The sequence below is a fragment of the Kitasatospora sp. NPDC089797 genome, from assembly GCF_040684795.1.
Classification (GTDB): domain Bacteria; phylum Actinomycetota; class Actinomycetes; order Streptomycetales; family Streptomycetaceae; genus Kitasatospora.
In genome coordinates this window covers 67,985-93,385 of the sequence record NZ_JBFBGS010000020.1, presented here as the reverse complement: position 1 = coordinate 93,385, position 25,401 = coordinate 67,985, and the positions used below count along the sequence as shown (strand labels likewise).

At 76.5% G+C, this 25,401-nt stretch carries 18 protein-coding genes; 7 read left to right on the top strand and 11 right to left on the bottom strand.

The features are described from left to right. Positions 1-333 precede the first annotated feature (333 nt). From AB0O91_RS18165 to AB0O91_RS18150, 4 genes are all read left to right on the top strand, one after another. On the top strand, positions 334-2,466 hold the full coding sequence (locus AB0O91_RS18165; protein ID WP_363433787.1) for an ATP-binding protein: 2,133 nt from the start codon (positions 334-336) through the stop codon (positions 2,464-2,466). After that, complete coding sequence (locus AB0O91_RS18160; protein WP_363433784.1) at positions 2,466-2,897, top strand: roadblock/LC7 domain-containing protein; 432 nt, start codon at positions 2,466-2,468, stop codon at positions 2,895-2,897. Before AB0O91_RS18165 ends, AB0O91_RS18160 begins: the two co-directional genes overlap by 1 nt. Then, the gene (locus tag AB0O91_RS18155) at positions 2,894-3,277 is read left to right on the top strand and encodes a DUF742 domain-containing protein (RefSeq protein ID WP_363433782.1); all 384 of its coding nucleotides are present in this window, start codon (positions 2,894-2,896) and stop codon (positions 3,275-3,277) included. The genes AB0O91_RS18160 and AB0O91_RS18155 overlap by 4 nt, the downstream gene beginning before the upstream one ends. Before the next feature lie 66 nt (positions 3,278-3,343). Beyond that, positions 3,344-3,919 (top strand): ATP/GTP-binding protein, encoded by a 576-nt coding sequence (locus tag AB0O91_RS18150; RefSeq protein ID WP_363433779.1) that lies wholly within the window; start codon positions 3,344-3,346, stop codon positions 3,917-3,919. 76 nt (positions 3,920-3,995) lie between these two features. On the opposite strand, the gene AB0O91_RS18145 is transcribed toward AB0O91_RS18150, so the two are convergent. The 11 genes from AB0O91_RS18145 to AB0O91_RS18095 form a co-directional block, all read right to left on the bottom strand. Then, entirely contained in the window at positions 3,996-4,448 is a 453-nt protein-coding gene (locus AB0O91_RS18145) for a MarR family transcriptional regulator (RefSeq protein ID WP_363433776.1), read from the bottom strand. Between the two features lie 89 nt (positions 4,449-4,537). Next, positions 4,538-6,673, bottom strand: a complete 2,136-nt coding sequence (locus AB0O91_RS18140) for a hypothetical protein (RefSeq protein ID WP_363433774.1) — start codon at positions 6,671-6,673, stop codon at positions 4,538-4,540. Continuing rightward, the gene (locus tag AB0O91_RS18135) at positions 6,670-10,323 is read right to left on the bottom strand and encodes a DUF5682 family protein (protein ID WP_363433771.1); all 3,654 of its coding nucleotides are present in this window, start codon (positions 10,321-10,323) and stop codon (positions 6,670-6,672) included. Before AB0O91_RS18135 ends, AB0O91_RS18140 begins: the two co-directional genes overlap by 4 nt. Positions 10,324-10,325: 2 nt before the next feature. Next, positions 10,326-11,474 (bottom strand): AAA family ATPase, encoded by a 1,149-nt coding sequence (locus AB0O91_RS18130; RefSeq protein ID WP_363433768.1) that lies wholly within the window; start codon positions 11,472-11,474, stop codon positions 10,326-10,328. Then, positions 11,471-16,600: a hypothetical protein gene (locus AB0O91_RS18125; RefSeq protein ID WP_363433765.1), complete on the bottom strand. Its 5,130-nt coding sequence runs from the start codon at positions 16,598-16,600 to the stop codon at positions 11,471-11,473. The genes AB0O91_RS18130 and AB0O91_RS18125 overlap by 4 nt, the downstream gene beginning before the upstream one ends. After that, positions 16,597-17,448, bottom strand: a complete 852-nt coding sequence (locus AB0O91_RS18120) for a DUF4132 domain-containing protein (RefSeq protein ID WP_363433921.1) — start codon at positions 17,446-17,448, stop codon at positions 16,597-16,599. The genes AB0O91_RS18125 and AB0O91_RS18120 overlap by 4 nt, the downstream gene beginning before the upstream one ends. Positions 17,449-17,682: 234 nt before the next feature. After that, positions 17,683-18,234 (bottom strand): YceI family protein, encoded by a 552-nt coding sequence (locus tag AB0O91_RS18115; protein ID WP_363433762.1) that lies wholly within the window; start codon positions 18,232-18,234, stop codon positions 17,683-17,685. A 123-nt stretch (positions 18,235-18,357) separates the two neighbouring features. Next, a complete protein-coding gene (locus AB0O91_RS18110) occupies positions 18,358-18,909 on the bottom strand; it encodes a Uma2 family endonuclease (protein WP_363433760.1) in 552 nt (183 codons plus the stop codon). 209 nt (positions 18,910-19,118) lie between these two features. Then, complete coding sequence (gene dhbC, locus AB0O91_RS18105; RefSeq protein ID WP_363433918.1) at positions 19,119-20,321, bottom strand: isochorismate synthase DhbC; 1,203 nt, start codon at positions 20,319-20,321, stop codon at positions 19,119-19,121. A 311-nt stretch (positions 20,322-20,632) separates the two neighbouring features. Beyond that, positions 20,633-21,172 carry a GNAT family N-acetyltransferase gene (locus AB0O91_RS18100; protein WP_363433758.1) on the bottom strand — a complete coding sequence of 180 codons (540 nt, stop codon included), beginning with the start codon at positions 21,170-21,172 and terminating at the stop codon, positions 20,633-20,635. A gap of 20 nt (positions 21,173-21,192) precedes the next feature. Continuing rightward, a complete protein-coding gene (locus tag AB0O91_RS18095; protein ID WP_363433756.1) occupies positions 21,193-22,329 on the bottom strand; it encodes a CapA family protein in 1,137 nt (378 codons plus the stop codon). Between the two features lie 248 nt (positions 22,330-22,577). Here AB0O91_RS18095 and AB0O91_RS18090 point away from each other — a divergent pair, with 248 nt between their 5' ends. The 3 genes from AB0O91_RS18090 (at position 22,578) to AB0O91_RS18080 (ending at position 25,306) form a co-directional block, all read left to right on the top strand. Then, positions 22,578-23,393 carry a universal stress protein gene (locus AB0O91_RS18090; RefSeq protein WP_363433754.1) on the top strand — a complete coding sequence of 272 codons (816 nt, stop codon included), beginning with the start codon at positions 22,578-22,580 and terminating at the stop codon, positions 23,391-23,393. Positions 23,394-23,482: 89 nt separating this feature from the next. Then, entirely contained in the window at positions 23,483-24,853 is a 1,371-nt protein-coding gene (locus tag AB0O91_RS18085; protein ID WP_363433751.1) for a M48 family metalloprotease, read from the top strand. A gap of 30 nt (positions 24,854-24,883) precedes the next feature. Next, entirely contained in the window at positions 24,884-25,306 is a 423-nt protein-coding gene (locus AB0O91_RS18080; RefSeq protein WP_363433748.1) for a MarR family transcriptional regulator, read from the top strand. The last annotated feature ends 95 nt before the right edge of the window (positions 25,307-25,401 follow it).

Below are 25,401 nucleotides of genomic sequence, written 5' to 3'. Positions count from 1 at the left end.
CGGAGGCCCACCCGGCCCCCGGGGAGCCGCTCCGGCTTCCCGGCCGCCCCCGCTGACCTGCGGCGTTCCGTCGGCCGACCCCCTGATCAGGGCTGTTCGCCACGGTCAGGAACCGTTCACATATCGTCAGTTGATGTTGCGATGAGGGCACCTGGGACTGATAGGTTTCCTGCCGTCGGCGGCCGCGCTGCACCCCGCCCGGACGATGACACCGCGTCACTCCGTCCGGCGACCCCGGCCTCGGCGCCCTGAAGCCCGGCCGGGCCGCTCGGGTCGACCCGCCGTTCGGCCCCCAGACCCGGTCGGCAACCCGGCCCTGGAACAAGGAATCAGATGCCAGGCATATCGGCCCCCCGCACGGGCCACCGCGCCGGCCGGTCCGGCTCCCTCCGCAGCTCGCTCCTCGCCCTCGTGCTGGTCCCCAGCCTGGGCCTCGCCGCCGCCTGGGGGTACGCCGCCTACCTGCTGCGCGACTCCGCCGACCGCACCGCGCTGGTGGCCGGCACCGCCGTCGTCGCCCTGGTGCTGCTGGTCAGCCTGGTCCGCGGCATCAGGGCCGCCCGGACCCTCTCCGCCCGGCTGGCCGGGCTGCGCACCGACACCCTCGCGCTCGCCCAGCAGGAGATCCCCGAGGTCGTCGGGCGGCTGCGGGCCGGCGAGGCGGTGCCCGCCCCGCCCACCTGGACGCCGTCCCGGCGGGTCGGCGACGAGGTCCAGCAGACCTCCGACGGCCTGGCCGCCGTCCGGCAGGCCGCCGTCGCCGCCATCGTCCACCAGGCCCAGGGCCGCGAGGGCACGAAGAAGGTCTTCCTCAACATCGCCCGCCGCACCCAGATCCTGATCCACCGGCAGATCAGCATGCTCGACGCGCTGGAGCGCGAGCATGAGGAACCCGAGCTGCTGCGCGAGCTGTTCGCGGTCGACCACCTGGCCACCCGGATGCGGCGCAACGCCGAGAACCTGGTCATCCTCGGCGGCGCGCTGCCCGCCCGGCGCTGGCGCAACGCCGTGCCGATGGTCAACGTGCTGCGCAGCGCCGTCTCCGAGACCGAGAACTACGCCCGGGTCGTCGTCCAGGGCGTGCCGCGTTCCTCGCTCAGCGGGCAGGCCGTCGCCGACGTGATCCACCTGGTCGCCGAACTGATCGAGAACGGCACCACCTTCTCCCCGCCGTACACCCAGGTGCAGGTCTCCGCGCAGGAGGTCCCCAAGGGCCTGGCGGTCGAGGTGGAGGACCGCGGCCTCGGCATGACCGAGGAGGAGTACGAGCGGCTCAACGAGTACCTCGCCAACCCGCCCGAGCTGGACGTCTCCGCGCTCGGCGACGACCTGCGGCTCGGCCTGTTCGTCGTCGCGCGGCTGGCCGCCCGGCACGACATCCAGGTCACCCTGCGGCCCTCGCCGTACGGCGGCACCCGGGCCGTGGTGCTGGTGCCCGCCGTCCTGCTGGAGCAGGCCGAGCAGCCGGCCGCGGTGCCCGGACTGCCCTCCGGCGCCCGCGTGACCCGCACTCCGGTGCCCGAACCGCGGCCCTCGGACGGCGACTTCGGTGACCTCGGCGAGGTCGACGGGGAGCTGTCGGGCGCGCTCGCGGGGGTGCTCAGCGGGCTCCTCGGGGGCGCGCCGGGCGGCGCCGGTACGGGTGGCGTCACGGGGAGCGGCACGGGGGCCGCGGTCGGCCTCGGCGGTCCGGAGGCGGCCTCGGCCGGTCCGGCCGGTGTTCCCGGTGCGACCGGCGGAGCCGGGGCGGCCGGTGGGTCGAACGGGGGGATCGTCATCGGCGAGCTGGTCGAGCGACAGGACGCCGTGGGCGGCCCGGCCGTCCCCGACAACGCCGGACTGCCGATCGGCGCCGAGATCCCCGGGCTGCCCGGTGCCGTGGTGGTCCCCCGGCCCGTGCTGCCGCGACCGTACGACCTGCCGACCGGCCCGTCGGCGGAGCTCGCCGCGGGCCTGCTCGGCCCGGGTGCCGCCTCGGGAGTCGTCCCGGGGGTCGCCGAGCGCGGCGTCGGTGGTGCCGGTGGTGCCGGTGACCTGGCCGCCGAACTCCCGGCGGACGTCGCTCCCAGCCACGAACGCCCCCAGGAGGAGCACGGGGAGCACGGCCCGGACGGCGAACTGCGCACGCCGCGGATCCTGCCGCAGCGGGTCCGCAACGCCAGCCTCGCCGAGCAGCTCCGCGAGGCCAACGCGCCCGGCGGAACGGTGCCGCCGACCGTGCCGTCCCCGGCGGCCCCGGTCACCCCGGCGGCCCCGACCGGGCCGCGCTTCGGCGAGGCCGACGACCCCTCGCCGGCCCGCTCCCGCGCCACCATGGCCGCCATCCAGCGCGGCACCCGGAGCGCCCGCGCGACCGGTCCCGGCGGACCGGACGCACCCGCCACCGACCACGACCCGGCCACGACCTCCGCCCCCGAGGGGGCCGCGGAAGCCTCCGCCGTTCAGGAAGCCAAGGAACAGCAGTGATGACGCAGCACACCGACACCCAGCGCGACCTCAACTGGCTGCTGGACCAGCTGGTGGCGCGGGTACCCGAGACCCGGCACGCCATCGTCCTCTCCGAGGACGGCCTGCTGGTCGGCATGTCCCAGGACCTCGACCGGGCCGACGCCGAGCACCTGTCCGCCGTCGCCTCCGGCCTGCAGAGCCTGGCCCGCGGCGCCGGGCACCGCTTCAACGGCGGACGGGTCCGGCAGACCGTGGTCGAGATGGACCAGCTGTACCTGTTCGTCACCACCGCCGGACAGGGCGCCCGGCTCGCCGTCCTCACCAGCGAGCAGGTGGACGCCGGGCTGATGGCCTACGAGATCAACATGCTGGTCAAGCAGGTCGGCCAGTACCTCACCGCGGCGCCGCGCAGCGACGCGGGCCAGGTCGGCGCGGGCGGCGGTGCGTGACCACCGCCGACGCCGACGAGGGCTGGTTCTACGACAAGGACGCCGGCCATCTGGTCCGCCCCTACGCGATCACCAACGGGCGCACCGGCCCGGTCCGTGACGGCTTCGCGCTGATCACCCTGGTGGTCACCGCCGACCCGCGCAACGACACCAGCCGGTTATCCCCCGAGCCGGCCGCGATCCTCGACATGTGCCGCGAACGCCCGCTCGCCGTGGCCGAGATCGCGGCCAGCATGGACCTGCCGGTGAGCGTGGTCAAGGTGCTGCTCGACGACCTGGCGGAGGCCCGGCTGATCCTCACCCGGGCGCCGGTCCAGCTCGCCGAGGCGCCGGACATCTCACTGATCCAGGCCGTGATCGAGGGCGTCCGCCGGCTCTGACCGGTGCGCCGCCGGCCGGCCACCCGCCCTCCTCGAAACTCCCAGTTCCCTTCCAGGAGACCCGAATTGACGACCCAGAGCCTGGTGCCGGGCGCGGTCAAGATCCTCGTCGCCGGCGGCTTCGGCGTCGGTAAGACCACCATGGTCGGCTCGGTCAGCGAGATCGAACCGCTGCAGACCGAGGAGCGGATGACCCGCGCCAGCATCGGGGTCGACAGCCTCGACGGCGTCCAGGAGAAGTCCACCACCACGGTGGCGATGGACTTCGGGCGGATCACCGTCCGCGAGGACCTGGTGCTCTACCTCTTCGGTACGCCCGGGCAGTTCCGGTTCTGGTTCATGTGGGACGACCTCGCCCTCGGCGCCCTCGGTGCGATCATCCTCGCCGACACCCGACGGCTCGAATCCAGCTTCGCCGCCGTGGACTTCTTCGAGCAGCGCGGCATCCCGTTCGCCATCGGCGTCAACTGCTTCCACGGCCGCCGTGAGGCCACGCCGGAGGACGTCCGGCACGCCCTCGACCTCGGGCCGGAGGTGCCCGTGGTGCTGTGCGACGTCCGGGAGCGGGCGTCCAGCAAGGAGCTGCTGCTCGCCCTGCTGGACCGGGTGCACCGGGACGCGCTGGCCGCCGGGCGGCGCTGAGACCGCGCCCTCGGGCGGGCTGCCGCGAGGCGCGGCCCTCCGCCCGAGGGCGCAGCCCGGCGGTACGCCTCGGGTGTTACGCCTTGGCCGGGGTGAGGTCGGCGAGCGCGTCGACCAGCGGGGCCAGCTCGGGCAGCTCGGCGGCCCGGGCCAGCGTCGCCTCCAGCGTCGCGTCGTGCACCGGGCGGGCCGCCTCCAGCAGGACGCGGCCCTCCGGGGTCAGCTCGGTGTAGATGCCGCGCCGGTCGTCCGCGCAGAGGTAGCGGCTGAGCAGGCCCCGCTCCTCCAGCCGGCTCACCAGCCGGGTGGTCGCGCTGCTGCTCAACGCCGCCGCACGGGCCAGCTGCTGCATCCGCATGTGCCAGCCGTCCTGGCGGGAGAGCGCCTCCAGCACCGTGTACTCGACCACCGAGAGCTTGTGCTCCGCCTGGAGCGCCTTCTCCAGCGCGGTGTCGATCAGTCCGTGCAGCGCCGCGAGCGTCCGCCAGCCACTGGCTCGGACCTCGGCCGCATCGTCGCGGATGCCCATGGCTCGCCTTCCCTTCGCGTCCTGTTCCGTCCCCTCTCCCCCAAGTATGCCAGTTGGCGCGGATTATCGGTCTCTGCAAATAGTTCGGCTCATGCCTCGTCCGGACGTGCCGTCTCCTCCTCCCCCCACGCGGCGGCACAGAGCGCGGTCGCCAGCGCCTCGATGTAGTCGGCCGCGGCCAGCCAGGCGGTGGCGAAGGCCTCGTGGTCGTCCGGGACGACCCGGCCGAACACGTCGCGCCGCTGGTCCACCCCGGCCGCCCGCAGGCCGTCCAGCAGCTCTGCGGCGGTGGCCAGCCCCGCGGCGCGCAGCAGGCCCCGGTCGGCCGCCGCCGTGGCTGCGCTCGGGGCGAGTGCGGATCGGCCGGTGGTGACCGTCTGCTCCACCCGGCGGCCCAGCACGTGCACCGGTGGGCCGACCGGCGGCGCGGCGGGGAGGCCCGGCGGGGGCGTGCGCGGGTCGGCGCTCCGGAACTCGTCGGGCTGGAGGTCGTCGGGCTGAAGCTCGGCGGTCAGGAGGTCGGTGGTCTGGAGGTCGGCGGTCTGGAGGCGCTCCAGGCCGAGGTTGACCCGGCCCGACCGGTCGGCGGGGAGGGCGAGGCGGTGCGGCTCGCGCCCGTCGGGGGCGGGCCCGCCCGTGTCCGGGGGCGTGCCGATCGCGAGGACGCGCAGCTCCGGATGGTCGGCGCGCTCCAGGCGGCCGATCAGCCGCAGCCGCAGGCCGGGGGCCGTCGCGAGCAGCGCGAGATTGGCCCGGAAGGCCAGGTCGGGATGCTCGTGCCCGGGGCGCAGCGCGATCACCGGTTCGACGGCCGGCAGGTCGGCGGCCACCGGCTCGGTGGCCGGTGGGCCGGCCACCGGCCCGCACGCGGCGGAGCGGGCGCGGGCCAGCAGTTGGAGCGACCCGTCGGGACCGGTCGGCGCCGCACCCAGCAGGGTGACGTCCAGGAACAGCAGGTCGCTCCCGGCCGGACGGCTCTCGTACGGCAGTTCCTGTGCCGCGAGGGCCCGCGCCACCTGGGCGGCGGGCGGCTCCGACCAGAGCCGGACCGACGGCTCCGCCGTCCAGGCCGCGCCGGCCGCCCGGACCGCCCGGACGGAGGCGCCCGCCCCCAGCCGTCCCGACACCGACCTGGTCGCGCCCTGGACGGCCAGCCCGCCGCGGCTGAACTCGCGGTGGCTGAGCGCCGCATCGCCCAGCCGCACCGTCCGGTTGCCCGCCCCGACGGCCAGCGGCGCGGCGGCCGTGGCGTCGCCGTGCGGCATCACCTCGGCGACGGTGCTCAGCCGACCGCCGGCGTCCACCGCCCAGCTGACCGCGCCCGCGTGGGTGGCGGTCAGCACCGGCTCGGCGAACAGCCCGTACAGCCGCAGCCCGCCCTCCTCGGCGTAGCTCTGGCGGGCGGTGCCGCGCAGGGCGGCGAGCGCGGCGGGGTCGACAGCCGGGGAGGTCGGGGAGGCCGGTGCGGGGGCGGCCAGGGCAGGAGCGGTCAGGGCGGTGGTGAGGGCGAGCAGGTCGCGCAGGCCGGCCACCAGGTCCGCCAGCCGGTGCTCGGGCGCACCGGAGCGCGCCGACCGGATCCTGGTCACCACGGCGACCGCCGCCGCGGCCGGTCGGTACAGCCCCGCCACCCGGGCCCGGTGGGCGGCGCGCAGCAGTTCGGCCTGGGCGACGGCACCCGCCCCGCTCACCCCGGCGGCCAGCAGCGCGCAGGCGGCCCGGTGGAGCGGGCGGGCGGCGGCGAGTTCGGCCGGGGTGAGGGCGGCGGGGGGTGCGGCGGTGGGAGCGGCGGGTGCGGGAGCCGTACCGCTCGCCCCGGCTCCGCCGCCCGCCTCGACGGCGCCGATCGCCGCGGAGGTACCCGCAACGTTCCCGGCACCTGCGGCATCCACCGCAGGGTCGGTGTCCGCGGCCTCCGGTGCCTCGGCCAACGGGCAGAGGGAGACCGCCGCGGCGCGGTGCACGCAGGCCGGCGCCAGCAGGCAGCCGCACCGGACGTCGTCCGGGCCGACCACCACCCCGTCGGGGGCGTGCAGGACGAGCAGGGCCTCCTCGTCCACCTGCACCCGCCATTCCCCGCCGACCCGGCTCACCGGCCGCTGCGCCAGCTTCGCCGCCGCACCGTCCAGCCGCTTCTGCAGGCGGGCACTCAGCCCGGACACCACCTCGGCGACCACCTCGGGCCGGACGCCCGGCCAGTCGCTCTCCGACGTCGTCACGCTCATCGCACCTTCTCCCCCACCCAGCGGGCCAGTTCCATCGGGCTCAGTGCCGCCACGGGCATGCCGGCCGCGACCAGCCGGCCCGCGACCGCCTTCGAGTACCGGGCCGTCCCGGTGTCGTCCAGCGCCGCGCAGCCGAGCAGGTGCACGCCGGAGTCCACCAGCGCCCGGGTCTCGGCGAGCAGCCCGTTCACCGGGCCGCCCTCCTCGAAGTCGCTGACCACCGCGATCAGTGTCCGGGACGGCACCGTCACCAGCTCCCGTGCGTAGCGCAGCCCCGTCGCGATGCTGGTGCCGCCGCCGACCCGCACCTCCAGCAGCAGGCTCAGCGGATCCGCCACCCGTTCCGTCAGGTCGAGCACCTCGGTGGAGAAGGCGACGAAGTGGGTGCTCAGCGAGGGCACCCCGGCCAGGATCGAGGCGGTCAGCGCCGCCCAGACCGTGGACGCCTCCATCGACCCGGACACGTCCACCACCAGGATCAGCCGCCAGTCGTTGGCCTGCCGCGCCCTGGTCCGGAACACCGGGCGCTCCGGCACGATCACGGTGCCCTCGCCGTCCGGTCCGGGCCGGGCGGTGGCCAGGTTGGCCCGGATGGTCCGGTGCAGGTCCAGCCCGGCCCCCGGGCGCCGGGACGGCCGCGGCACGCTGATCCCGGTCAGTGCCGGGCGCAGCCTGGTCGCCAGCTCCCGGCTCAGCTCGTCCACCAGCCGCCGCACCAGCGGGCGCAGCCCGGCCACCCGGGCCTCCGGCAGGCCGCCCGCGTGGTCCAGCACCATGCGCAGCAGCTCGACGGAGGGGCGGACGGCGGACGGGTCGATCGCCTCCAGGACGTCCGTCCGGCCGTGGGCGACCGCGGTCGCCAGGACCTCCTCGCGCAGCCCCGGGCCGAACAGCGCCTCCAACTCCTCGGCCCACTCGCGCACCCCGGGGAAGGGCGCCTCACGGCCCCCGCCCCGGCCGCCCCTGTCGTCCAGCCCGGGGCCGGATCCCTCGCCGTGCCCGGTGCCGTACAACTCGTCCAGGGCGGTGGCGAGTCGGGCGCCCCGACCGGTCAGGCCGCCCGCTCCCGGGCGGCCCAGCAGCAGCCGCCAGCGTTCGGCGGAGCCGAGGGCGTGCCCGGGAGCGGTGCCGGGGCCCGGCAGCCGGCCGGCGGGAGCCGGGACGGGCGGGCGGTCGGCCTGCGGGGCGGCGGGCGGCAGCAGGCCGCGACCGGCCAGCCCCCGGCGGGCCGCCAGGTCCGCGCGCACCCAACGGGCCACCAGCGCCGGGTCGGTCTGCTCCGGCAGCGCGGTGAGCCGGGCTCCCAGCCGCTCCTCGACCAGTGCGAGCAGCCGGTCGCGGGCGGCCGGACTGAGCGTGTCGAAGCCGCCGCGCAGGGCCGGCAGCCGGTCCAGGAAACCGGTGTCCGGCAGCGACCCGACCCGCTCCAGCAGCGGTTCCAGCGCCTCGGGAGCGCTGTCGAACAGCCCCTCGGCCGCCGTCAGCACCCCGACCAGCAAACGCCCGAGCACCTGTCGTGCCCGCACGTCCGTCGCCCCGTCCACCCAGGACGCGGCCCGCCCGCCGAACACCTCCGCCGGCTCCTGCCCGAGCAGGACCCGCACCGCGCCGGCCGCACCGCGCACCAACGGGCTCCCCCGCGCGGCGAGTTCGGCCAGGACGTACCCGAGCCGCACCCCGCCCAGCCGGTCCGCCCGCCGGGCCAACTCCACCAGCGCCCGCGCATCGGCCGGATCGTCCGACCCGCCCAGGCCCTCCACCTGTCGCACGGCGGCCGCCGTCAGCACCTCCACGGCACCCTCGAACGGAGCGGCGGAAGCGGCCGCAGCGGGGACGGCCGGGTCCTCCGGGCCGTTCCCGGGGGTCGGGAAGTGACCGGCGGTCAGCCGGTCGAGCAGGGTGAGGGCCTCCAACAGGTCGGGGAGGGTGGCGCCGGCGGGGAGGGTGGCGGTGAGCTGGGCGAGACGGGTGGTGGTGAGCGCGGGCAGGGCGCAGGAGGCGGCGGCGGTGAGGCCGTCGATCACCTCGCGCGGGGTCGGGTCCTCGGTGAGCCTGGCCCGGAGGAAGCCCTCGGCGGCTTGCGCGGGGGTGACACCGCGGGTGCCGGCGACGGTGAGCAGGGCGGCGACGGCGGGGGTCCAGTGCAGCTGCCAACGGGTGCCGAGGGTCTCGGTGCCGCCCGGACCGGTGGTGGCCACCGGGTCGGCGTAGGGGACGCCGCAGGCCGCGAGGCGGTGGAAGAGGATCTCCCGGCGGCGGTCGAGCGGGCTGCGCAGCGGGTCGAGGCGCAGTTCGCGCGGGCCCGGGTCGGCGGGGCCGGGGAGGCCGAGCTCGGCGAGCAGGGCCTCGACCGCGGGGGCGAGGCCGCTGCGCGGGGCGGCCGGGGTGGGACGGCCGGTGCGGGTACCGACCAGGACCTGTTCGAGGGCGCGGGCGACGGCCCGGCCGCGGCCGAGGGGTTCGCCCTGGGCGAGGACGGTCTGGACGGCTTCGACGAGTTCACCGCGGCCGGGGGCGGCGTGGCCGCGCAGGCGGGCGAGGTCCCCGGCGAGCCGGACGATCTCCCGGGCGTCGGCCGGGCCGGAGGGGTGGTCCTGGGCGCGCAGGGCGGCGCAGATCCGGACGGCGGTGGTGGTGAGCGCCTCGCCGAGGCGCCGCGGGTCGCCGCCGGCGGCGAGGACGGTGTGCTGCCACTCCGGATCGCGGATGCCCGCGGGATAGCCGGACCGGGCGTCCAGCAGCGGGTAGGTGTACGGGATCAGCGAGAGCACGTGCCCCGGGTCGTCCGGGCCGGGCGGCTGCCCGGGATCCGTCGGCCCGTCGAGCAGGGCGGGGGCGTGGAAGGACCCGACCACCACGGCGGTCCGGCGCCCGGTGGCGGAGGCGTCCCGGATCCGGGCGCGCATCCAGGCTTCGCGGCGCAGGTCGTACGGGTCGACGCCGGGGCCGGTCTGCGCGTCGTGGCGCAGCGCCCAGCCGACCAGCAGGGCGGCGCGCCGGACGGCCTCCGGGGTGGAGCCGGGGGCGGCGGTCTCGACCAGGCGGTCCCAGAGGTCCTCGTCGGAGGCCCGGCCGGTGAGGCGGTGGCGCAGCGCGTCGGCGACGCCGGGGGTTGCCGGGCCGTCGGAACCGGTGCGGTGGGCGGCGGTGCGGGGGGCGGCCGTGCGGTGGGCGAGCGGGAGGTCGCAGGCGATGGCCTCCACGCCGTTGCGCCGGGCCCAGCGCAGGGCGACGAGTTCCGGGGAGAAGTCGGCGAACGGGTAGAAGGCGAGCCCGCCGGAGTCCTCGGCGGCGCCCGCCGGGGCGGCGGCGAGCGCGACCGGGGCCTCGGTGGCCCCGTCGGCGAGCCGGTCGAGCCAGGGCTGGAACTCGGCGGGCAGTTCGACCAGGAGGGCCTCCGGCCGGGCGGTGTCGAGCAGCGCGGGCAGGACCGCGCTGAGGGAGGGCGCGTGGTGGCGCACCCCGATCAGGTAGGGCCCGGGCCGGTCGGTGCCGGAGCCGGCCAGCCGGTCCGTCTCGGCGCGCACGTCCGGGGCGGCGTCGCGACCGGAGGCGCTGACGGGGCCGGGGGCGGTACCGGGGCCGGGGGCGCCGACGGGTTCGGTGCCGGGGCCGGTGGCGACCCCCGGCTGCACCGCGCTGCTCGTCATCGTCAGGCCTCCAGCGCCGCGCGGAGGTCCCACAGGGTGCGCCAGGTGGCGGCGCCCTGTTCGGCACGGCGGCGGACCGGCCCGTCCCAGTAGCCGAGCAGCCGGGCGGCGTCCGCCGGGTCGTCCTTGCGGACGACGCCGAGGAGTTGGCCGGGGAGGCGGCCGAGGAGGTCGCCGCCGTCGGGCAGGTAGGCGGCGGTGACGCCGAGGGCGGTGGCGACCGAGACGGCTTCGGCGGTGCTCATCACCGTGGACGGGCGCTCGACCTCCCAGCCCTCGGTGGACCGGCCGGTGCGCAGGTCCCGGAAAGCGGTGACCAGGGCCTCCAGTACGGCGTCGTCGACGGCGTAGCCGGCCCCGGCCCGGGCGACGGCGGTGGTGGACTGCCGGCGGACCAGCTCGACCTCGGCGGCGAGGCTGCCGATCGGTCCGACCGTCTCGAAGTTGAACCGCCGCTTGAGGGCGGCGGACATCTCGCTGACGCCCTTGTCCCGCAGGTTGGCGGTGGCGATCAGGGTGAACCCGGCGGCCGCGTGCAGCTGACCGTCCGGGGTGCCGGCCAACTCGGGGACGGCGATGCGGCGTTCGGAGAGCAGCGAGACCAGGGCGTCCTGCACCTCGGGCAGGCAGCGGGTCACCTCCTCGACCCGGGCGACCGCCCCGGTGGTCATCGCGGTGAGCACCGGCGACGGGACGAGGGCTTCGCGGCTGGGGCCCTTGGCGAGCAGCAGGGCGTAGTTCCAGCCGTACTTGAGCTGGTCCTCGGTGGTGCCGGCGGTGCCCTGGACGGTGAGCGCGCTGGTGCCGCAGACGGCGGCGGCGAGCAGTTCGGAGAGCATCGACTTGGCGGTGCCGGGCTCGCCGACGAGCAGCAGGCCGCGCTCCCCGGCGAGGGTGACGACGCAGCGCTCGACCAGGGCGCGCTCACCGACGAACTTGGGCTCGATGGCGAGGGCGCGGCGCCCGGCCTTGAGCTTCTCGCCGCCGCTGCCCATGACGAAGGTGACGACGGCGCGCGGGGTGAGGTGCCAGCCGGGCGGGCGCGGGCCGCTGTCGTGGGCGGCCAGGAACTCCAGTTCGGCGGCGTACTTCTCCTCGGGCGGGACGATCTGCCGGTCCGGGGTCTCCGGGACGGTGGCGGTGGTGCTCATCGGCGGGCCTTCCTGCGCTTGCTGGTCTGGAGCTCTTCGTAGCCGGGGGCGTCGCCGTCGAGCGTGCGCTGCCAGGCGCGGGCGAACAGTTCGGGGACCGGCAGGCCCGGCAGCGCCGGCCGGTGGGTGGGCAGTTGGTACAGGGCGGCCTTCCAGGTCTCCACCGGGAGGGCGGGGGCCTTGGCCTCCTGCCAGCCGCCGGGCAGGAAGAGGCTGCGGCCGGCCCGGGCCCGCTTGGCCTCCAGCACCGTTCCGGCCGCGACGAGTTCGGCGCGGGCGCGCTTGAGCCGGGCGGGCTTCCAGCCCGTCCAGCGGGCGGTGTTGCGGTCGGTCGGGTCGGGCAGGGCGAGCAGTTGGAGGTAGAGCGCGGCGGCGTCCTCGCCCAGGCCGTGGGTGCGGGCCGCTTCGGCGACCAGCCCGGGGGCGCTGAGTTGCGGGTCCTGCAGCCAGGCCGGGCCGTCGCCGGTGACCGGCACGGCACCGGCGGAGGCGACCAGCCGCTCCGCCTCGCCGCTGAGCACGGACCGTACGGCGGTGAGCTCGGCGGCCGCCCAGTAGCCGTCGCCCAGGCCGAGGAGCAGCTCCACCAGCGGGTCGTCCGGGCCGGTGAGGGCGGCCGGGCGCAGCCAGACCTGTTCGAAGTCGGCGTGGTAGGGGGTGAGGACGAGCGCCGGGCCGCAGCGGACCAGGCCGTCCGGGTCGGCGCCGCCTTCGGCCGGCAGGCCGAACTGGCTGCGCAGCACGGCGGACACCCGGGCGCCCTTGGGGGTGCGGAAGGCGCCGGTGGCGATCAGCAGCTCCGGGTCGGCGAGCCGCTCGCGCAGTGCGGTGGCCGTCACCGGCAGCACCGGGCGCAGCGGGCTGTCGGCGGGCAGGTGGTAGGCGAGCCAGCGCAGCGCGTCGAGCGTGCCGCTGAAGGCGCTGTTGTCGGGAGCGGCGCTCGAGTCCTCGGGCTCCAGCTGGGGGTTGCCCCGGCCCCCGGCGACCATCCGGAAGCTGGTGGTGCGGCTCAGCCAGGGCGTCCGGTCGGGGTTGAGCACCTCCTCGATCCGGCTGACGGGCACGCCCTGGACGGTGTGCAGGAGGTCCTCGGGAAGGGTGACGAGCCGGCCGAAGTGCCTGGTCCAGGCGGCGGCTCCGGCGGCGACGTCGGGGCCCTCCGTCCAGAGCCGCTTGGGGTCGTCGGTGGGCAGCAGGGCGCCCCAGACGTCGGCGATCGCGTCGTGGTCGTGCCCGCGCAGCCAGTCCTGGGCGGCCTTCACCTCCGCGGTCTTGAGGCCGAGTTCGGCGGGCACCTTGGGGGTGCCCCAGGAGAGCAGCTCGGGCGGCGGGCAGAGCAGCAGGGTGGCGCGGGCGGTGCCGATGCCGGTGAGCGCGGAGAACGCCTCGGCGTGCGCGGGCTGCCAGGGGACGCTGCCGCGCAGGGCGGCGACCCGCCAGAACTTCTCCGTCCAGGCGGTGGTGACCCGCTCCTCGGTGCCCTGTTCCTCCAGGGTGGTGAAGTGGGCGACGGGGCCGAACGCGCCGCTCGGGTCGTGGTCGACGGCGTGCCAGTGCGCCGTGCCGTGCTCGTCCTGGTGGCGGCAGTCGAGGATCACCACGGTGCGGTCGCCGCACCGCAGGACCTCGCCGTCCCGGTAGCCCTCGGCCCGCGGGCCCTTGGCGCGGTCGTCCTGCTCGGCGAGGACGATCCGGCGCAGGGTGGCGCCGCGGTCGGCGAGCGGGCCCTTGGTGAGCTCGCCGAGCAGCAGCACCAGGGTGGAACGGTGCTCGGCCGGGGTGAGCGGGCGGGCGATGGCGTGGGCGATGACGTCCACCCGGCCGAGCAGGTGCCGCCACCCGTTGTGGGCGGCGCCGCCCCGCAGGGCGACGGTGCCCGAGCTGGTCCAGCCGTCGCCGGCCGCGGTTCCGGACACGGTGTCGGATGTGCCGGGTGCGGCGGATGCGGTGCCCGGTGCGGCGAGTGCGGCGCTGACGGCGCGCAGGTTGTTGAGCACCCAGTACTGCTCGCTGCTGCCCCAGCTGTTGCCCAGGCCCGGTGTCCCGGGCAGGACGGCGCTGACGGCGTCGCGCACCTGGTGGTCGCGGCCGTGGTCGGGCCGCCACTCGGCCGCCTCGGCCTTGGTGGGCCGCTCGGCCTCCGGCTGCGGGAGGAAGCGGGCGACCCGGTCGAGCAGGTCGGCGGCGGTGCGGGCGAACCCGGCGACGCCGGCCAGCAGCAGGGGGTGGGTGATCCCGGGCAGGGCGGCACCGACCGCCTCGACGGGCAGGCTGTCGCGGGCCGTACCGCGCTGGGCGAGCGGGCGGCGGACGCCCTGCACCGTCAGCCAGCGCTGTTCGTCCGCCGGGACGGGCTCGGCGTCGACCGGCCAGGCGAGGTCGATCAGCCGGGCGGCCTGGTCGACGGTCAGGGCGCGCAGCACCCGGGAGCCGGCCTCGTCGCGGGGCCGCAGCGCGTGCCAGTGGTCGTACGGCGGGATCAGCGCGGTGCCGGCGGCGGCGAGTTCGCCCGAGCGGCAGGAGCGCAGGTCGGCGGTGCGGTCCGCGCGGTCGGCGAGGTCGGGCAGGGCGAGGTCGAGGAACTCGTCGTTGCGGCTGACCACCGGGCCCGGGGTGCCGGGCAGGGCGAGCCGGCCGACCGGGAGGACGTGGGTGTCGTCGCGTTCGTTCAGCGGCAGCACGATGCGCTGTCCGTCGGCGGTGAAGGTGGTGAGGGCGCGGCCGGGGTCGCGGCGGACCCAGCTGCCGAGCACGGTGCCGTCGGTGCCGAGCGGGGTGTGCTCCAGGCCGGGCTGGATCGGCAGCAGCCGGACGCTGTCCACGACGAGCGCGCCGGCCGCGGCGGTGGCGGCGATCACGGGCGGTTCGGCGGCCCGGCCCAGGGTGCCGGTGGCCGGGTCGAGTTCGCGCAGCACGGGGGTGCCGTTCGGGGTGTGGCGCACCGTCCAGTGGCCGGTGCCGTCGCCGAGGACGGGGTGCTCCTCGGGCAGCCGGGTGTCGCCGGGGTGCAGCGGGCGGGCGCCGGTGGTGCGGCCGCCGCCGGGCAGCGGGAGGGAGGTCTCGTCCGGGTGGCGCTCGCCGTAGTAGTAGCCGGCGATGGTGCGGCCGGTCAGCTCGAAGGTCTGGTCCGGCCGGCCGGACCAGTAGGCCTTCTGCTGGTTGCCCTCGTACCAGACGACCAGGAGTTCGCCGTCGACCAGGCGCAGCCGGGGCCGGTTGCGCACGCCGGGCAGTGCGGGCACCCGCAGGGTGTGCTCCAGCAGGACGCCCTCCGGGCCGACCACGACGGCCCGGCCGTGGCGGGCGAGGATGAGGTACGGCCAGGCGTCCTCGACGGTCAGGTCGTTCAGGTTCCGGGGGCGGTGCCCCGGGGCGGTGTCGGGGAGGGCGTCGGGGGCCGGCGGGTCGGCGAGCGCCGCGAGCGCCTGTTCCAGGGCGGGCCAGCCGAGTTCGTCCAGGATGCCGGCGCCGAGGGCGCGGGTGAGCAGTGCGGTGACGTCGAGCGCGGCGATCCGCTCGGCGGCGGCCGGGGCGACCGTGCGGACGGCGGTGCGGTGCAGGCTCAGCGAGCGGACCAGGTCGGTGGCGCCGGCCAGGCCGCGGACGGCGTCGAGTTCGTCGGCGCGCTCCTCGGCCCACTCCCGGAACAGCTCGTTCAGCAGGGGCAGGACGGCGGCGCGGTGCTTGACGGCCGTCTCCCAGGCGCCGGGGGCGGCGCGGCGCAGCAGCGGCCGGAAGCGTTCGTCGGCGGCGACGGCGGTGAGCGGAGCGCTGTCGGGGCCGCTCAGGCCGACCCACTCGCGCAGGTCGACGGCCAGACCGGGCCGGGGGTCGGCGACCGGGACGCCCGCGGCCAGCAGGACGTCCAGCAGGTCGATCCGGGTGCGGCTGGCGCGGATGCCGGTGAACAGGTCGACCGGGACGGCGTCGGCGCGCAGCCGCTCGGCCATCCGGCCGGCCAGGGCGACGGTGGCGGGGGAATCGGGGCGGTTGCCCCAGCCGCGCCCGAGGTGGTGGCACCAGCGCTGGAGCCAGGCGGCGGCGGGCTCGGCGCCCTCGGCGCGCGGGCCGGTGAGCAGCGCTTCGGCGCCGGTGGCGGCGAGCAGTTCCAGCCAGGCGGCGTCGTGCCGGGCGGAGTCGGCGCCGGAGGTGGCCGGGTCGGGCAGCAGTTCCAGCAGCCGGGTGCGGACCCCGGCGTCCCGCCGGCCCAGCTCGACCAGCGCGCCGTGCCAGGACTTCCAGAACGCGCCGGGCGCCCGGTTGACCGCCGGGGAGGCCAACAGCTCGGCGAGCAGGGCCTGTTCGTGCTCGGCCCGGTCGAGCCCGGCGGCCCGGAGGAGCGAGCGGGCGTCCTCGGCGACCCCGGCGTACGGGGCCATGCCGGCCGCGGAGCGCTCGGTGCACAGCTGGCGGAAGCGCTGCCAGGAGGTCAGCGGGTCGAGCCGCCCGGCGAGCTCCTTGACGTACTGGCGCAGGGACTTGACGGTGAGCGCGCCGGCCAGCGCGAACTCCAGGAAGACGGCCCGCAGCCGCTCCTCGTCGACCGGGAGGTTGTGGGTGCGCTCGGCCTCGCGGGCCTTGCCGAACCAGGCGGCGGCGTAGGTCTGGTTGCCGTGGGTGAGGAAGATCCGGCCGACCTCCTCGCAGAAGGTGGGCAGGAAGTGCGGGACGGCGCGGCCGAGCCGGGTGGCGAGCTCGTCGAAGCCGTCCTTGGCGGCGCCGGGCTTGGACCGGGCCTGCCGGGACAGCCGCTCCAACTCCTTGACCAGGGCGAGCGCGTGGTGCCCGTTGGCCGGGTCGTGGACCAGCGCCCAGGCGGGGAAGCCGAGCGCCTCCTGGCGGACCTGGCCGACCTCGGCGGGCTCGGCGTCGGGAGTGAGGCCGAGGAACTCGACGGCGAGGTCCTCGGCCCGGCCGAGGGCGCCGGGGACCAGCCGGACGATCCGGCGGCCGTCGAGGGCGGGGTGGGTGTAGCCGCGGGCGGTCAGCACGTCGGCGGCGCTGTCGGGGCGGCCGGCGCCGGGCAGGGTGCCGGCCGGCAGCACGGCGCCGGCGTCGAGCAGCGCCTCGGGCGCGGCGGCGTCGAGCTGCGCGGCAGCGGTGGTGGTGGTCGGGCTGGTGGTCATGCGGCGTCGTCCTCCCCTTCGATCGTGCGGCCCGCGTACAGGGCGGCGGCCGTCCTCATGCCCTCGGACCAGGCGACCGGTCCGACCTCGGCGAGCGGCAGGGCCCGGCCGTCGGCGCCGGCCCAGCTCAGCGCGCCCGTCTCGCAGGCGTCGTAGTCGTAGTAGTCGCCGACCCAGACCCGGGCCTCGACGGTGCGGCCGCCCTCGGTGATCGGCTGCACGGCCGAGCCGGCGCGGACCCGGACGCCGAGCCGGGTGCAGCGCCCGACCAGCTCGCGCAGTTCGCGGTAGCGGCCGCCCGCGTGGTCGGTGACCTCGGTGCCGGGCGCCGGCTCCGCGGGCCGGTGCCAGACCTCGCGGTAGAGCTGCTGGACCCGCTGGGAGACGCCGAGTTCGACGGCGAACTCGCGCAGGTCCTCGAGGTCCGGGAGGAGCACCGGGTGGGGTATCAGGACCTCGCCGTCGGTGAGGCGCACGGTGTCGCCGTCCAGGTCGACCAGACCGAGGCCGCGCTCGGCGTCCGCGTCGCGCAGGAAGCCCGCGACGGCGCCGTCCGCGCCGGTGACCACGACGTCCCGCAGGACGGCCCGCCAGGCCTCGTCCGGCCAGACGGCGGCGAGCACGGCGGCGGGCACCGGCAGCGAGCGCACCATCCACCGCTCGACGTCCTCCTGGCAGCGCCGCTCGTGCGCGGCGAGCCACTCGGCGAGCTGTTTGAGCTGGGCGACCACCGGGTCGTCACCGAGCTTCGCCGGAAGGGACTTGAGATCGCGGCCCGCCGCGTTGCGGCACACCACCCTGCCCTCGTCGTCGAGCGCGACGCGGTACCCTCCCGCGCCCGTCTCCACCCATGCCACGGCCGTACTCCTCCCACCGGGGAACGTCGTTCCGGTCAGCCTGCTGACCAGCGATGCGAGGAACGTAGCGAGGGGCACTGACAACCCGGCGGGCGGGGGGAGGTCGGTGGGGAGTACGGGAGTTGAAACCGCTCGAACGGGTGATCGATGCGGTGGGCCCGGGGCCTGCACGACGGAGGCCCCGGCCGCCGCATCGGCGACCGGGGCCCGCGCAGGCCGGTCGGGTTACTTCTGCTTGATCGCCGAGATGTCGAACTCCAGCACGATCTTGTCGCCGACCAGCACGCCGCCGCCCTCCAGCGCCGCGTTCCAGGTCACCCCGAACTCCTTGCGGCTGATCGTCACCGAGCCCTCCAGGCCCACCCGCAGGTTGCCGTACGGGTCGACGGCGTTGCCGGTGTACTCGAAGTCGATGTCGACCGGGCGGGTGGTGCCCTTGATGGTGAGGTCACCGGTGACCCGGTACTCGGTGTCGGACTTCGCCTCGATCGCGGTGGTGCGGAAGGTGATCTCGGGGAAGTTGGGGGCGTCCAGGAAGTCGTTGGCCCGCAGGTGCTGGTCGCGCTGCTCGACGCCGGTGTCGATGCTCTCGGTCTTCAGCACCACCTGGCCGGTCGACTTGGCCGGGTCGGCACCGTCCAGGTGGGCAGTGCCCTCGAACTGGTGGAACGCGCCCCGGACCTTCGTCACCATGGCGTGCCGCGCCACGAAGCCGATCCGGGAGTGGGTGGGGTCGAGGACGTAGTCCCCGGTGAGCTCGGCGAGCGAAACGGTCATGAGGTTGCCTCCGAGGTGGTCTGGATCCTGGTGCCAGCCTGCAAGGTGTCAGCCCAATGCAGTACCACGGCGGCCGCCGCGCGGCGCCGCCCCGCCAAGTTAGCGCCAACGGAGGAAGGAGCGTCAGTCCCGGTACGGGACGAGTCGCGTGAGGTCCAGGTCGAAGTCGAACGGCTCGGGAACGCGGATCGTCTCCCCGAACTCCCGTTCGCTCCGGGTGTGGTAGCGGTCCCGGTTCGGCTCGGAGAAGAGGGTGACCGTCTTCTGACGCGGGTCGACGATCAGGTAGAGCGGAAATCCCATCCGCGGATAGTCGCGGACCTTGCCCGTCCAGTCGTTGTCGGGATTGGAGGGGGACACCACCTCGACCGCGATCAACGCGACCTCGGCGGGGATGCTGTGCCCCTCCAGGTCGATGACGTCCTCGGGCAGGTAGGTGAGGTCGGGATTGCGGACGGCACCGACCTCGGGCGACGAGAGGTCGCTGTTCCCGCTCGCGAAGTAGCCCGGCGGACAGTGCGCCTCGAACTGGCGCTGCACGATGGACAGGTTCAGCTGATGGATCGAGGAGGGCGACGCCTGCATGACGATGACGTCTCCGGACAGCTCGACCTTGTAGCCGTCCGGCAGGGCCCGTCGGGCCTCTTCCAGAAGGCGGTAGTGCTCGGGATTCATGTGCGCTCCTCCGGTGCTCCGGCCACCGTACGACAGTAGCGGCTCGGACCGTGCCGGTCCGGCCGGGCGGCGGCGGGCGCGCCCGGCCGGACCGGTCGGTCCTCAGGCCGGGAGCGGCAGGCCCTCGGCGGGGAGGCGCCGGAGCAGGAGGGCGGTGCGGGCCAGGGCCGGGGTCGGGGTGGATCCGTCCGGCGCTTCGCCCGGCGGGGTCACCGCGCCACCCCCGCCGCGTCCAGGAAGGTGCGGAACTTGGCGCTGGTCTCCGCGAGTTCGGCCTCCGGGCGGGACTGCTCGACCACACCGGCGCCCGCGTACACCCGCAGCGTCCGCCCCTCCGCCTCCGCGCAGCGGATGGTCACCACCCATTCGCCGTCGCCGGTCGCGTCGCTCCAGCCGACCATGCCGGTGTACAGGCCCCGGTCGAAGGGCTCGACCTCGCCGATCACCCGGCGCGCGACGTCCGTCGGGGTGCCGCAGACGGCCGGGGTCGGGTGCAGCGCGCAGGCCAACTCCAGGGCGGAGACGGCCGGATCGGCCAGCTCGCCGCTGATCGTGGTGGCCAGGTGCCACATCGCCGCGGTCCGCACCAGGGTGGGCCGCTCCGGCACGTCCAGGGTGCGGCAGTACGGCGCCAGCGCCGCGCGGATCGCGTCCACCACGACGGCGTGCTCGTGCAGGTCCTTGGGCGACTCCAGCAGCGCGGCGGCGCGCCGCACGTCCTCGCCGAGGTCCTCGCTGCGCGGCACCGAGCCGGCCAGCGGATTGGCCAGCACGGCCGTTCCCCGCCGGGAGAGCAGCAGTTCGGGGCTGGCGCCGATCAGGGTGCGGCCGCCGCCGGCGGGCACGGCGAAGGTGTAGCCGCCCGGGTCGCGCCGGGCCAGTCGCTGGAGCACGGCCGGCAGGTCGAGCGGCCGGTCGCTGCTCAGCTCCAGCGTGCGGGCCAGCACCACCTTGCTCAACTCCCCCGCGCGCAGCCGCTCGACGGCCGCGGCGACGCCCGCCCCGTACGCCTCCGGCGCCGGAACCGGACGGACCTGCCAGCCGGCCGCCGCGGCCGGCGGCGCGGGCAGCGCGACCAGCGGGTCGTCCCGCAGCGCCCCGGCCGTCCGCACGGCGGCGGGGACGGCCAGTTCGGCCCGGCCGGCCTGGTCGAAGGCCACCGCCCCGACCACCAGCGGCCGTTGCAGCCCGGCCCGCTGCGCCTCGGCGAGCGTCCCGGCGACCCGGACGGTCAGCGGACGGTCGTCCTGCGGCACCCGGGCGTGCACCCCGGCGGTGAGCAGGGTGCGGGTCGGCGAGGCGAAGAACACCTCGTCGGCGTCGGCCCGGTACTGGCCGAGCAGGCCGCTGGCCGCGCCGATGGCCGTCCGATCGGGGCCGCCGTCGGTGGGGGTCGGCGAGGCGTGGTGCACCGTGGTCACGGTGGTCTCTCCAGTCTGGAACGGGTCTGCCGGGCAAGACGGTTCTACGGGCGTGCGGCACTGTGGGGTCGGCGGGTCACGGGCCGTCGGCATGCCGGCAGCGGCAACCGCCCCTGGTCAGGGGGAGGTCCGGATCTCCCCCCGACCAGTAATATTAGGCAAGCCTAACCTAACACAATGGTTCGCCCACGCCGATACCCTGTTCGATGGACAATCCGTCAACTCGCCCCGGATGCAAGCGGGCCGCCCGCCCCGACGGAGGGACGGACGGCCCCGGCCCGACCGGGCGCAGCGCTGCGGCGTCAGGCCTCCGCGGAAGGCCCGTGCGCGTAGATCAGGTCGAAGCCGTCGTGGCCCGGCCCGTCCAGGTGCTCGGCGCGGCACAGGCCGGCCCGGAGGGCGACGCGCTGGGAGGGCAGGTTCCCGGGGCGGATGCGGGCGATCAGCGGGAGGCCGGGGACGTGTGCGGCGGACCAGGCGACGACGGCCGGGGCGGCCTCGGCGGCGAAGCCCTGGCCCCAGGCGGCGGGGGCGAAGCGGTAGAAGAGGTTGAGGACCGGTCGGCCCGCGAGGTCCATCGGCTTGACGCCGCAGAAGCCGAGCACCGGGGAGGCGCCCTGCGCACGGGCCCGGACCGTCCAGTAGCCGAAGCCGCGGGCCCGCCACAGGGCGTCCCAGGCGCCGAGCCGCTCCTCGGCCCCGGCGCGGGAGTCGAGCGCGTCCGAGGGGTTGTGCAGACAGGCCGCCGGGTCGCGGTGGACGGCCAGGATCGCGTCGACGTCCTCGGCCGTCGGACGCCGCAGGGAGAGTCGACGTGTCGTCAGTTCCTCGTGTCCGCCCACCGGTTGATGGTACGGCCGGGTCAGCGGGCCGCCGGGGGCGGGGTGAGCCCGGCGCAGCCGCGCAGGCCGTCGCGGCGCTTGAGGGCGGCTTCGGCGGCGGCGCCGGTGACGGGCTGGGGGATGCCCTTGTCGTCGATGGCGGCCGGGGCGAAGGCCTCGCCGGTGACCTTGCCGTCGGCGGCGAGGGTGAGGGTGGTGACGCCGGTCTCGTTGGAGAAGGGGTAGTTGGAGGTGCCGTACCAGAGGAAGTTGCCGAAGCCGTACCCCACGTAGGTGCTGCCGAGCATGCCCGAGCCGACCATGGTGTGGGCGTGGGTGCCCACCACGGCGGAGGCGCCGACCGCGGCGAGCTTCTTGGCGACGGCGGTCTGCGGGCCGGTCGGGCAGGCCTTGCCCTCCTCGCCCCAGTGCAGGTAGACGATCACCACCGGGGCCTGCTGCTTGGCCGCCTGCACCGCCGAGACGAGCGCGGGGACGTCCAGCGCCGAGGCGATGCCCGGTTTGTTGGCGCCGGCCCGCCACTTCTGGTTGGTGAGGTCCTCGACCTGGCTGGCGGCGACCACGGCGACCTTCACCCCGCGCACGGTGGTCACGTACGGGGCGTACGCCTCCTTGGCGTTGTGCCCGACGCCGACCACCGGGACGGGTGAGGAGTCCTTGGCGGCCAGGGTGTCGGTGAGGCCGTCGGCGCCGAAGTCGACGGCGTGGTTGTTGGCCATCGAGACGACGTCGACGCCGGAGTCCTTGAGGACGGACAGCGCCTTGGGCGTGGTGCGGAAGGTGTAGGTCTTCGGCTCGGGTGCGCCGCGCCCGGTGATCGCGGTCTCCAGGTTGAGCACCGACAGGTCGGCGTCCGCGAGGGTGCGGGAGATCGGGCCGAGGGCCGGCTCGGGCGGCTGGACGGACAGCCGGGACTGGGTGCGGCCCTCGAAGTGGACGTCCCCGGCGAAGGCGACGGTGATGGTGCCGTCCGGGCGGGGCGGGCCGCCCTTGGTGGGGGCGGCCGCCGGGGCGGTGCCGGAGCCGGCCCCGGCGGGGGCGGAGGACGCGGCGGCCGGGGCGGTCGGTGCCGCGGCGGGCCCCGGGTCGTCCGGCCCGCAGGCGGCGACGCCGGTCAGCCCGACGAGCACGGCGACGGCGGCCGCGGCACGGCGCATGAGTGGTTCCCCCCGAAGTCGATGCAAGAGCGGTCAGCCTATGCCACGGAATCACCACGGTTTGAGCCCTTGCCCACAACGTTCCGGACACGAAGGCGCAGGGCGGGCCCACCATCCCACCGCGCCCGCCCGGCCCACCGCACCCGCCCGTCCCGCCGCACCAGCCCGCCCCGGCGGGCCCGCCCGTCCCGGTCCCCCGGCCGACCTGGCCGCCGCGTCCCTGGCGCCCGGCCCGGACGGCGCGCAGCGTGGAGGGGGAGGCCGCGGGCGGGCTGCGCCGGCGGGCCCGGATACCGCAGGAGGTGCGTGATGGCCGGCATTCGACCGGTGACCGGCGGCCGGGAGCGCCGGATCGTGGTCGGATCGACGGGTCGGCGCCGTCGAAGGCGGCGCTGCGCTGGGCGGTCGGCCAGGCGGCCCTCACCGGGGCGACGGTGCACGCGGTGGCGGCCTGGGAGTACCCCTCGCTGTACGGCTGGTTCGCGCCGGTGGTGGACGAGGGCTTCGAACGGGCCGCCCGCCGCACGCTGACGGCCGAGGTCGACGAGGTCGTCGGCCCGCGGCGCCCGGTGGAGGTCCGGGAGAGCCTGGTGCCGGGGCACGCCGCCGAGGTGCTGCTGGGGGCCGCCGAGCAGGCGGACCTGCTGGTGCTCGGCAGCCGCGGCCGGGGCGCCTTCGCCCGGACGCTGCTCGGCTCGGTGTCCACCCGCTGTGCGGTCCACGGGGTCTGCCCGGTGGTGATCGTCCGGGCGGACGGCACCGCCACCGCGGGCGGCGGGGAGCAGCGGCAGGAGACGGCGGAGACGGCCCCGGGTGCTGTGCGCACCAAGGAGTGGCAGCTCGGCCTGCACGTGGTCGAGGACGGGTCCACCACCCGGGTGCACGCGGTGCTGGACGCCGACGGAGTGGTCCTGCACAGCGACGCCCTGGCCCGCCGCAGTCCCCGCGACGCCCCGGCCCCGGCGGTCGGCGACGGGTTCGCGGTCGGGCGCGCCCTGGTCGACCTCGGCCACCAGCTGTTGCGCGCCGGTGTCCACGGGGCCACCGGACCGGCGGACGGGTGACGGGGGCGGACCGGGAGCGGGCCGGCACGGGCGGGCGGGGAACCGCCGGGCGGACGCGACGGGTGAGCGCCCGCACCGTGCGGTAGGACATGCTGGAACCACCCCCGACCCCACCGGAGCCAGCCCCGCCGATGAACGCCGCCGCCGATCCGCCCGAGCCCGAACCCGTGGGCCCCGCCGGCCCCGCCGCGCCCGACTTCTCCCCCGCCGAGCGCGCCCGCGGCCGAGCGCTGCGCCGCGCCCAGCTGCCGTGGGCGCTGGGCGGCCGGCTGGCGGGCCTGGCCCTGCCCCTGGTGCTCGGCCTGACCCCGGCGGGCGCCGCACTGGTGACCGCCAGCGGCCGCTGGTTCGGCGGCTCCCGGACGGCCGAGGTGCTCGCCGGGGCGGCCGCCCTGGTGCTGCTCGGCCAGGCTCTTCAGTTGCCCTTCGGCGCCGGGGCGCGCACCGTGCGGGCCCGGTACGGGCTGGTGACCCAGGGCTGGGCCGGCTGGGCGGCGGACGCCGTGCGCTCGCTGGCGCTCACCCTGGTGCTGGTCCTCCCGCTCGTGCTGGGCCTGTTCGCGCTGACCGCCTGGTCGCCGCGGTACTGGTGGCTCCCGGCGGCGGGGGCCGCGGCGCTGCTGACGGCCGCGCTGTCGTTCCTCCACCCGCTGCTGATCGAGCCGGTGTTCAACCGCTTCGCCCCGATGCCCCCGGGCGGGCTGCGCACCGCGCTGCTGGCGCTGGCCGAGCGGGACGGCGTGGCGGTCCGGGACGTCCTGGTGGCGGACGCCTCCCGGCGGACCACCGCACTGAACGCCTACGTCTCCGGCCTGGGCGCGACCCGTCGGATCGTCGCGTACGACACGCTGCTGTCGGCCGCCGAGCCGCGCGAGGTGGAGCTGGTGGTGGCGCACGAGCTGGGGCACGTCAAGCACCGGGACGTGCCGGTCGGGACGGCGCTCGGCGCGCTGGGGGCCGCCGGGGCGGTGGCCGTGCTGGGCCTGCTGGCCGACTGGCACCCGCTGCTGTCGGCCGCCGGGGCGGTGGACGCCTCCGACCCCCGGGCACTGCCGCTGCTGGCCGCGCTCGCGGCGCTGATCGGCGCCCTGTCCGGACCGGCGCAGTGCGCGGTGAGCCGCCGGATCGAGGCCAGGGCGGATCGGCACGCACTCGAACTGACCGGGGACGCCGAGCAGTTCGTGGCGATGCAACGCAGACTGGCGGTGGTGAACGTCTCGGATGTCGACCCGCCGCGGGTGCTTGAGCTACTGTTCGCCACTCACCCGAGTGCGACCAGCCGGATCGCGGCCGCCCGTGCCTGGCAGGACGGGCGGAGGCGGACGACGGACGGCGACCCGAGTGACGCCCCGACCGGCGGCCCGGGCGGTGACGCGGGCGCGGGCGCGGGGGGATCGGCGGCCGACGGCACGGGCGGGGCGGTCGCGCCGCGCACGACTCCGGGCGAATCCGTTGTATAGTGCAACAAATCTCCAGGAGGTAGGAACGCCGTGCCCGGCCGCAAGTCGTCCATCGACACCATCCAGCGCGAGCTGACCGCCTTCGCCCGCCGTGCCCGGCACAAGGCCTCCCAGCTGCACCCCGACCTCTCCCTGGTCACCTACAGCATCCTCGACCTGATCACCGAGCGCGGCGGCTGCCGGGCCGCCGACGTGGCCGCGCACTTCATGCTCGACAAGTCCACCGTCAGCCGCCAGGTCACCGCCCTGGAGAAGCTCGGCCTGCTGCGCCGCGAGGCCGACCCGGACGACCAGCGCGGCCAGATCCTGCGCGCCACCGAGGCCGGGCTCACCCTGCTGCGGGACGCCAACGAGCAGCGCCGGCTGTCCTTCACCGCCCGTTTCACCGACTGGTCCGACGAGGACGTCGCCCGCTTCGCCGCGTACCTGGCCCGCTACGGCGAGGAAGGCTGACCGGCCCCGACCGCGGCCCTGCGGCCGGACCCCGCCCCGTCGCCGGACCAGCCGCCGCCCCGGGCTCCACCGCCCGGGGTGCGCCCCACCGCTCC

Coding starts and splice junctions, on each gene's coding strand:
- AB0O91_RS18165 (WP_363433787.1), top strand. CDS start 334: ATGCCAGGCATATCGGCCCCCCGCACGGGCCACCGCGCCGGCCGGTCC.
- AB0O91_RS18160 (WP_363433784.1), top strand. CDS start 2,466: ATGACGCAGCACACCGACACCCAGCGCGACCTCAACTGGCTGCTGGAC.
- AB0O91_RS18145 (WP_363433776.1), bottom strand. CDS start 4,448: ATGGGCATCCGCGACGATGCGGCCGAGGTCCGAGCCAGTGGCTGGCGG.
- AB0O91_RS18140 (WP_363433774.1), bottom strand. CDS start 6,673: ATGAGCGTGACGACGTCGGAGAGCGACTGGCCGGGCGTCCGGCCCGAG.
- AB0O91_RS18135 (WP_363433771.1), bottom strand. CDS start 10,323: ATGACGAGCAGCGCGGTGCAGCCGGGGGTCGCCACCGGCCCCGGCACC.
- AB0O91_RS18130 (WP_363433768.1), bottom strand. CDS start 11,474: ATGAGCACCACCGCCACCGTCCCGGAGACCCCGGACCGGCAGATCGTC.
- AB0O91_RS18125 (WP_363433765.1), bottom strand. CDS start 16,600: ATGACCACCAGCCCGACCACCACCACCGCTGCCGCGCAGCTCGACGCC.
- AB0O91_RS18115 (WP_363433762.1), bottom strand. CDS start 18,234: ATGACCGTTTCGCTCGCCGAGCTCACCGGGGACTACGTCCTCGACCCC.
- AB0O91_RS18110 (WP_363433760.1), bottom strand. CDS start 18,909: ATGAATCCCGAGCACTACCGCCTTCTGGAAGAGGCCCGACGGGCCCTG.
- AB0O91_RS18095 (WP_363433756.1), bottom strand. CDS start 22,329: ATGCGCCGTGCCGCGGCCGCCGTCGCCGTGCTCGTCGGGCTGACCGGC.
- AB0O91_RS18085 (WP_363433751.1), top strand. CDS start 23,483: ATGCTGGAACCACCCCCGACCCCACCGGAGCCAGCCCCGCCGATGAAC.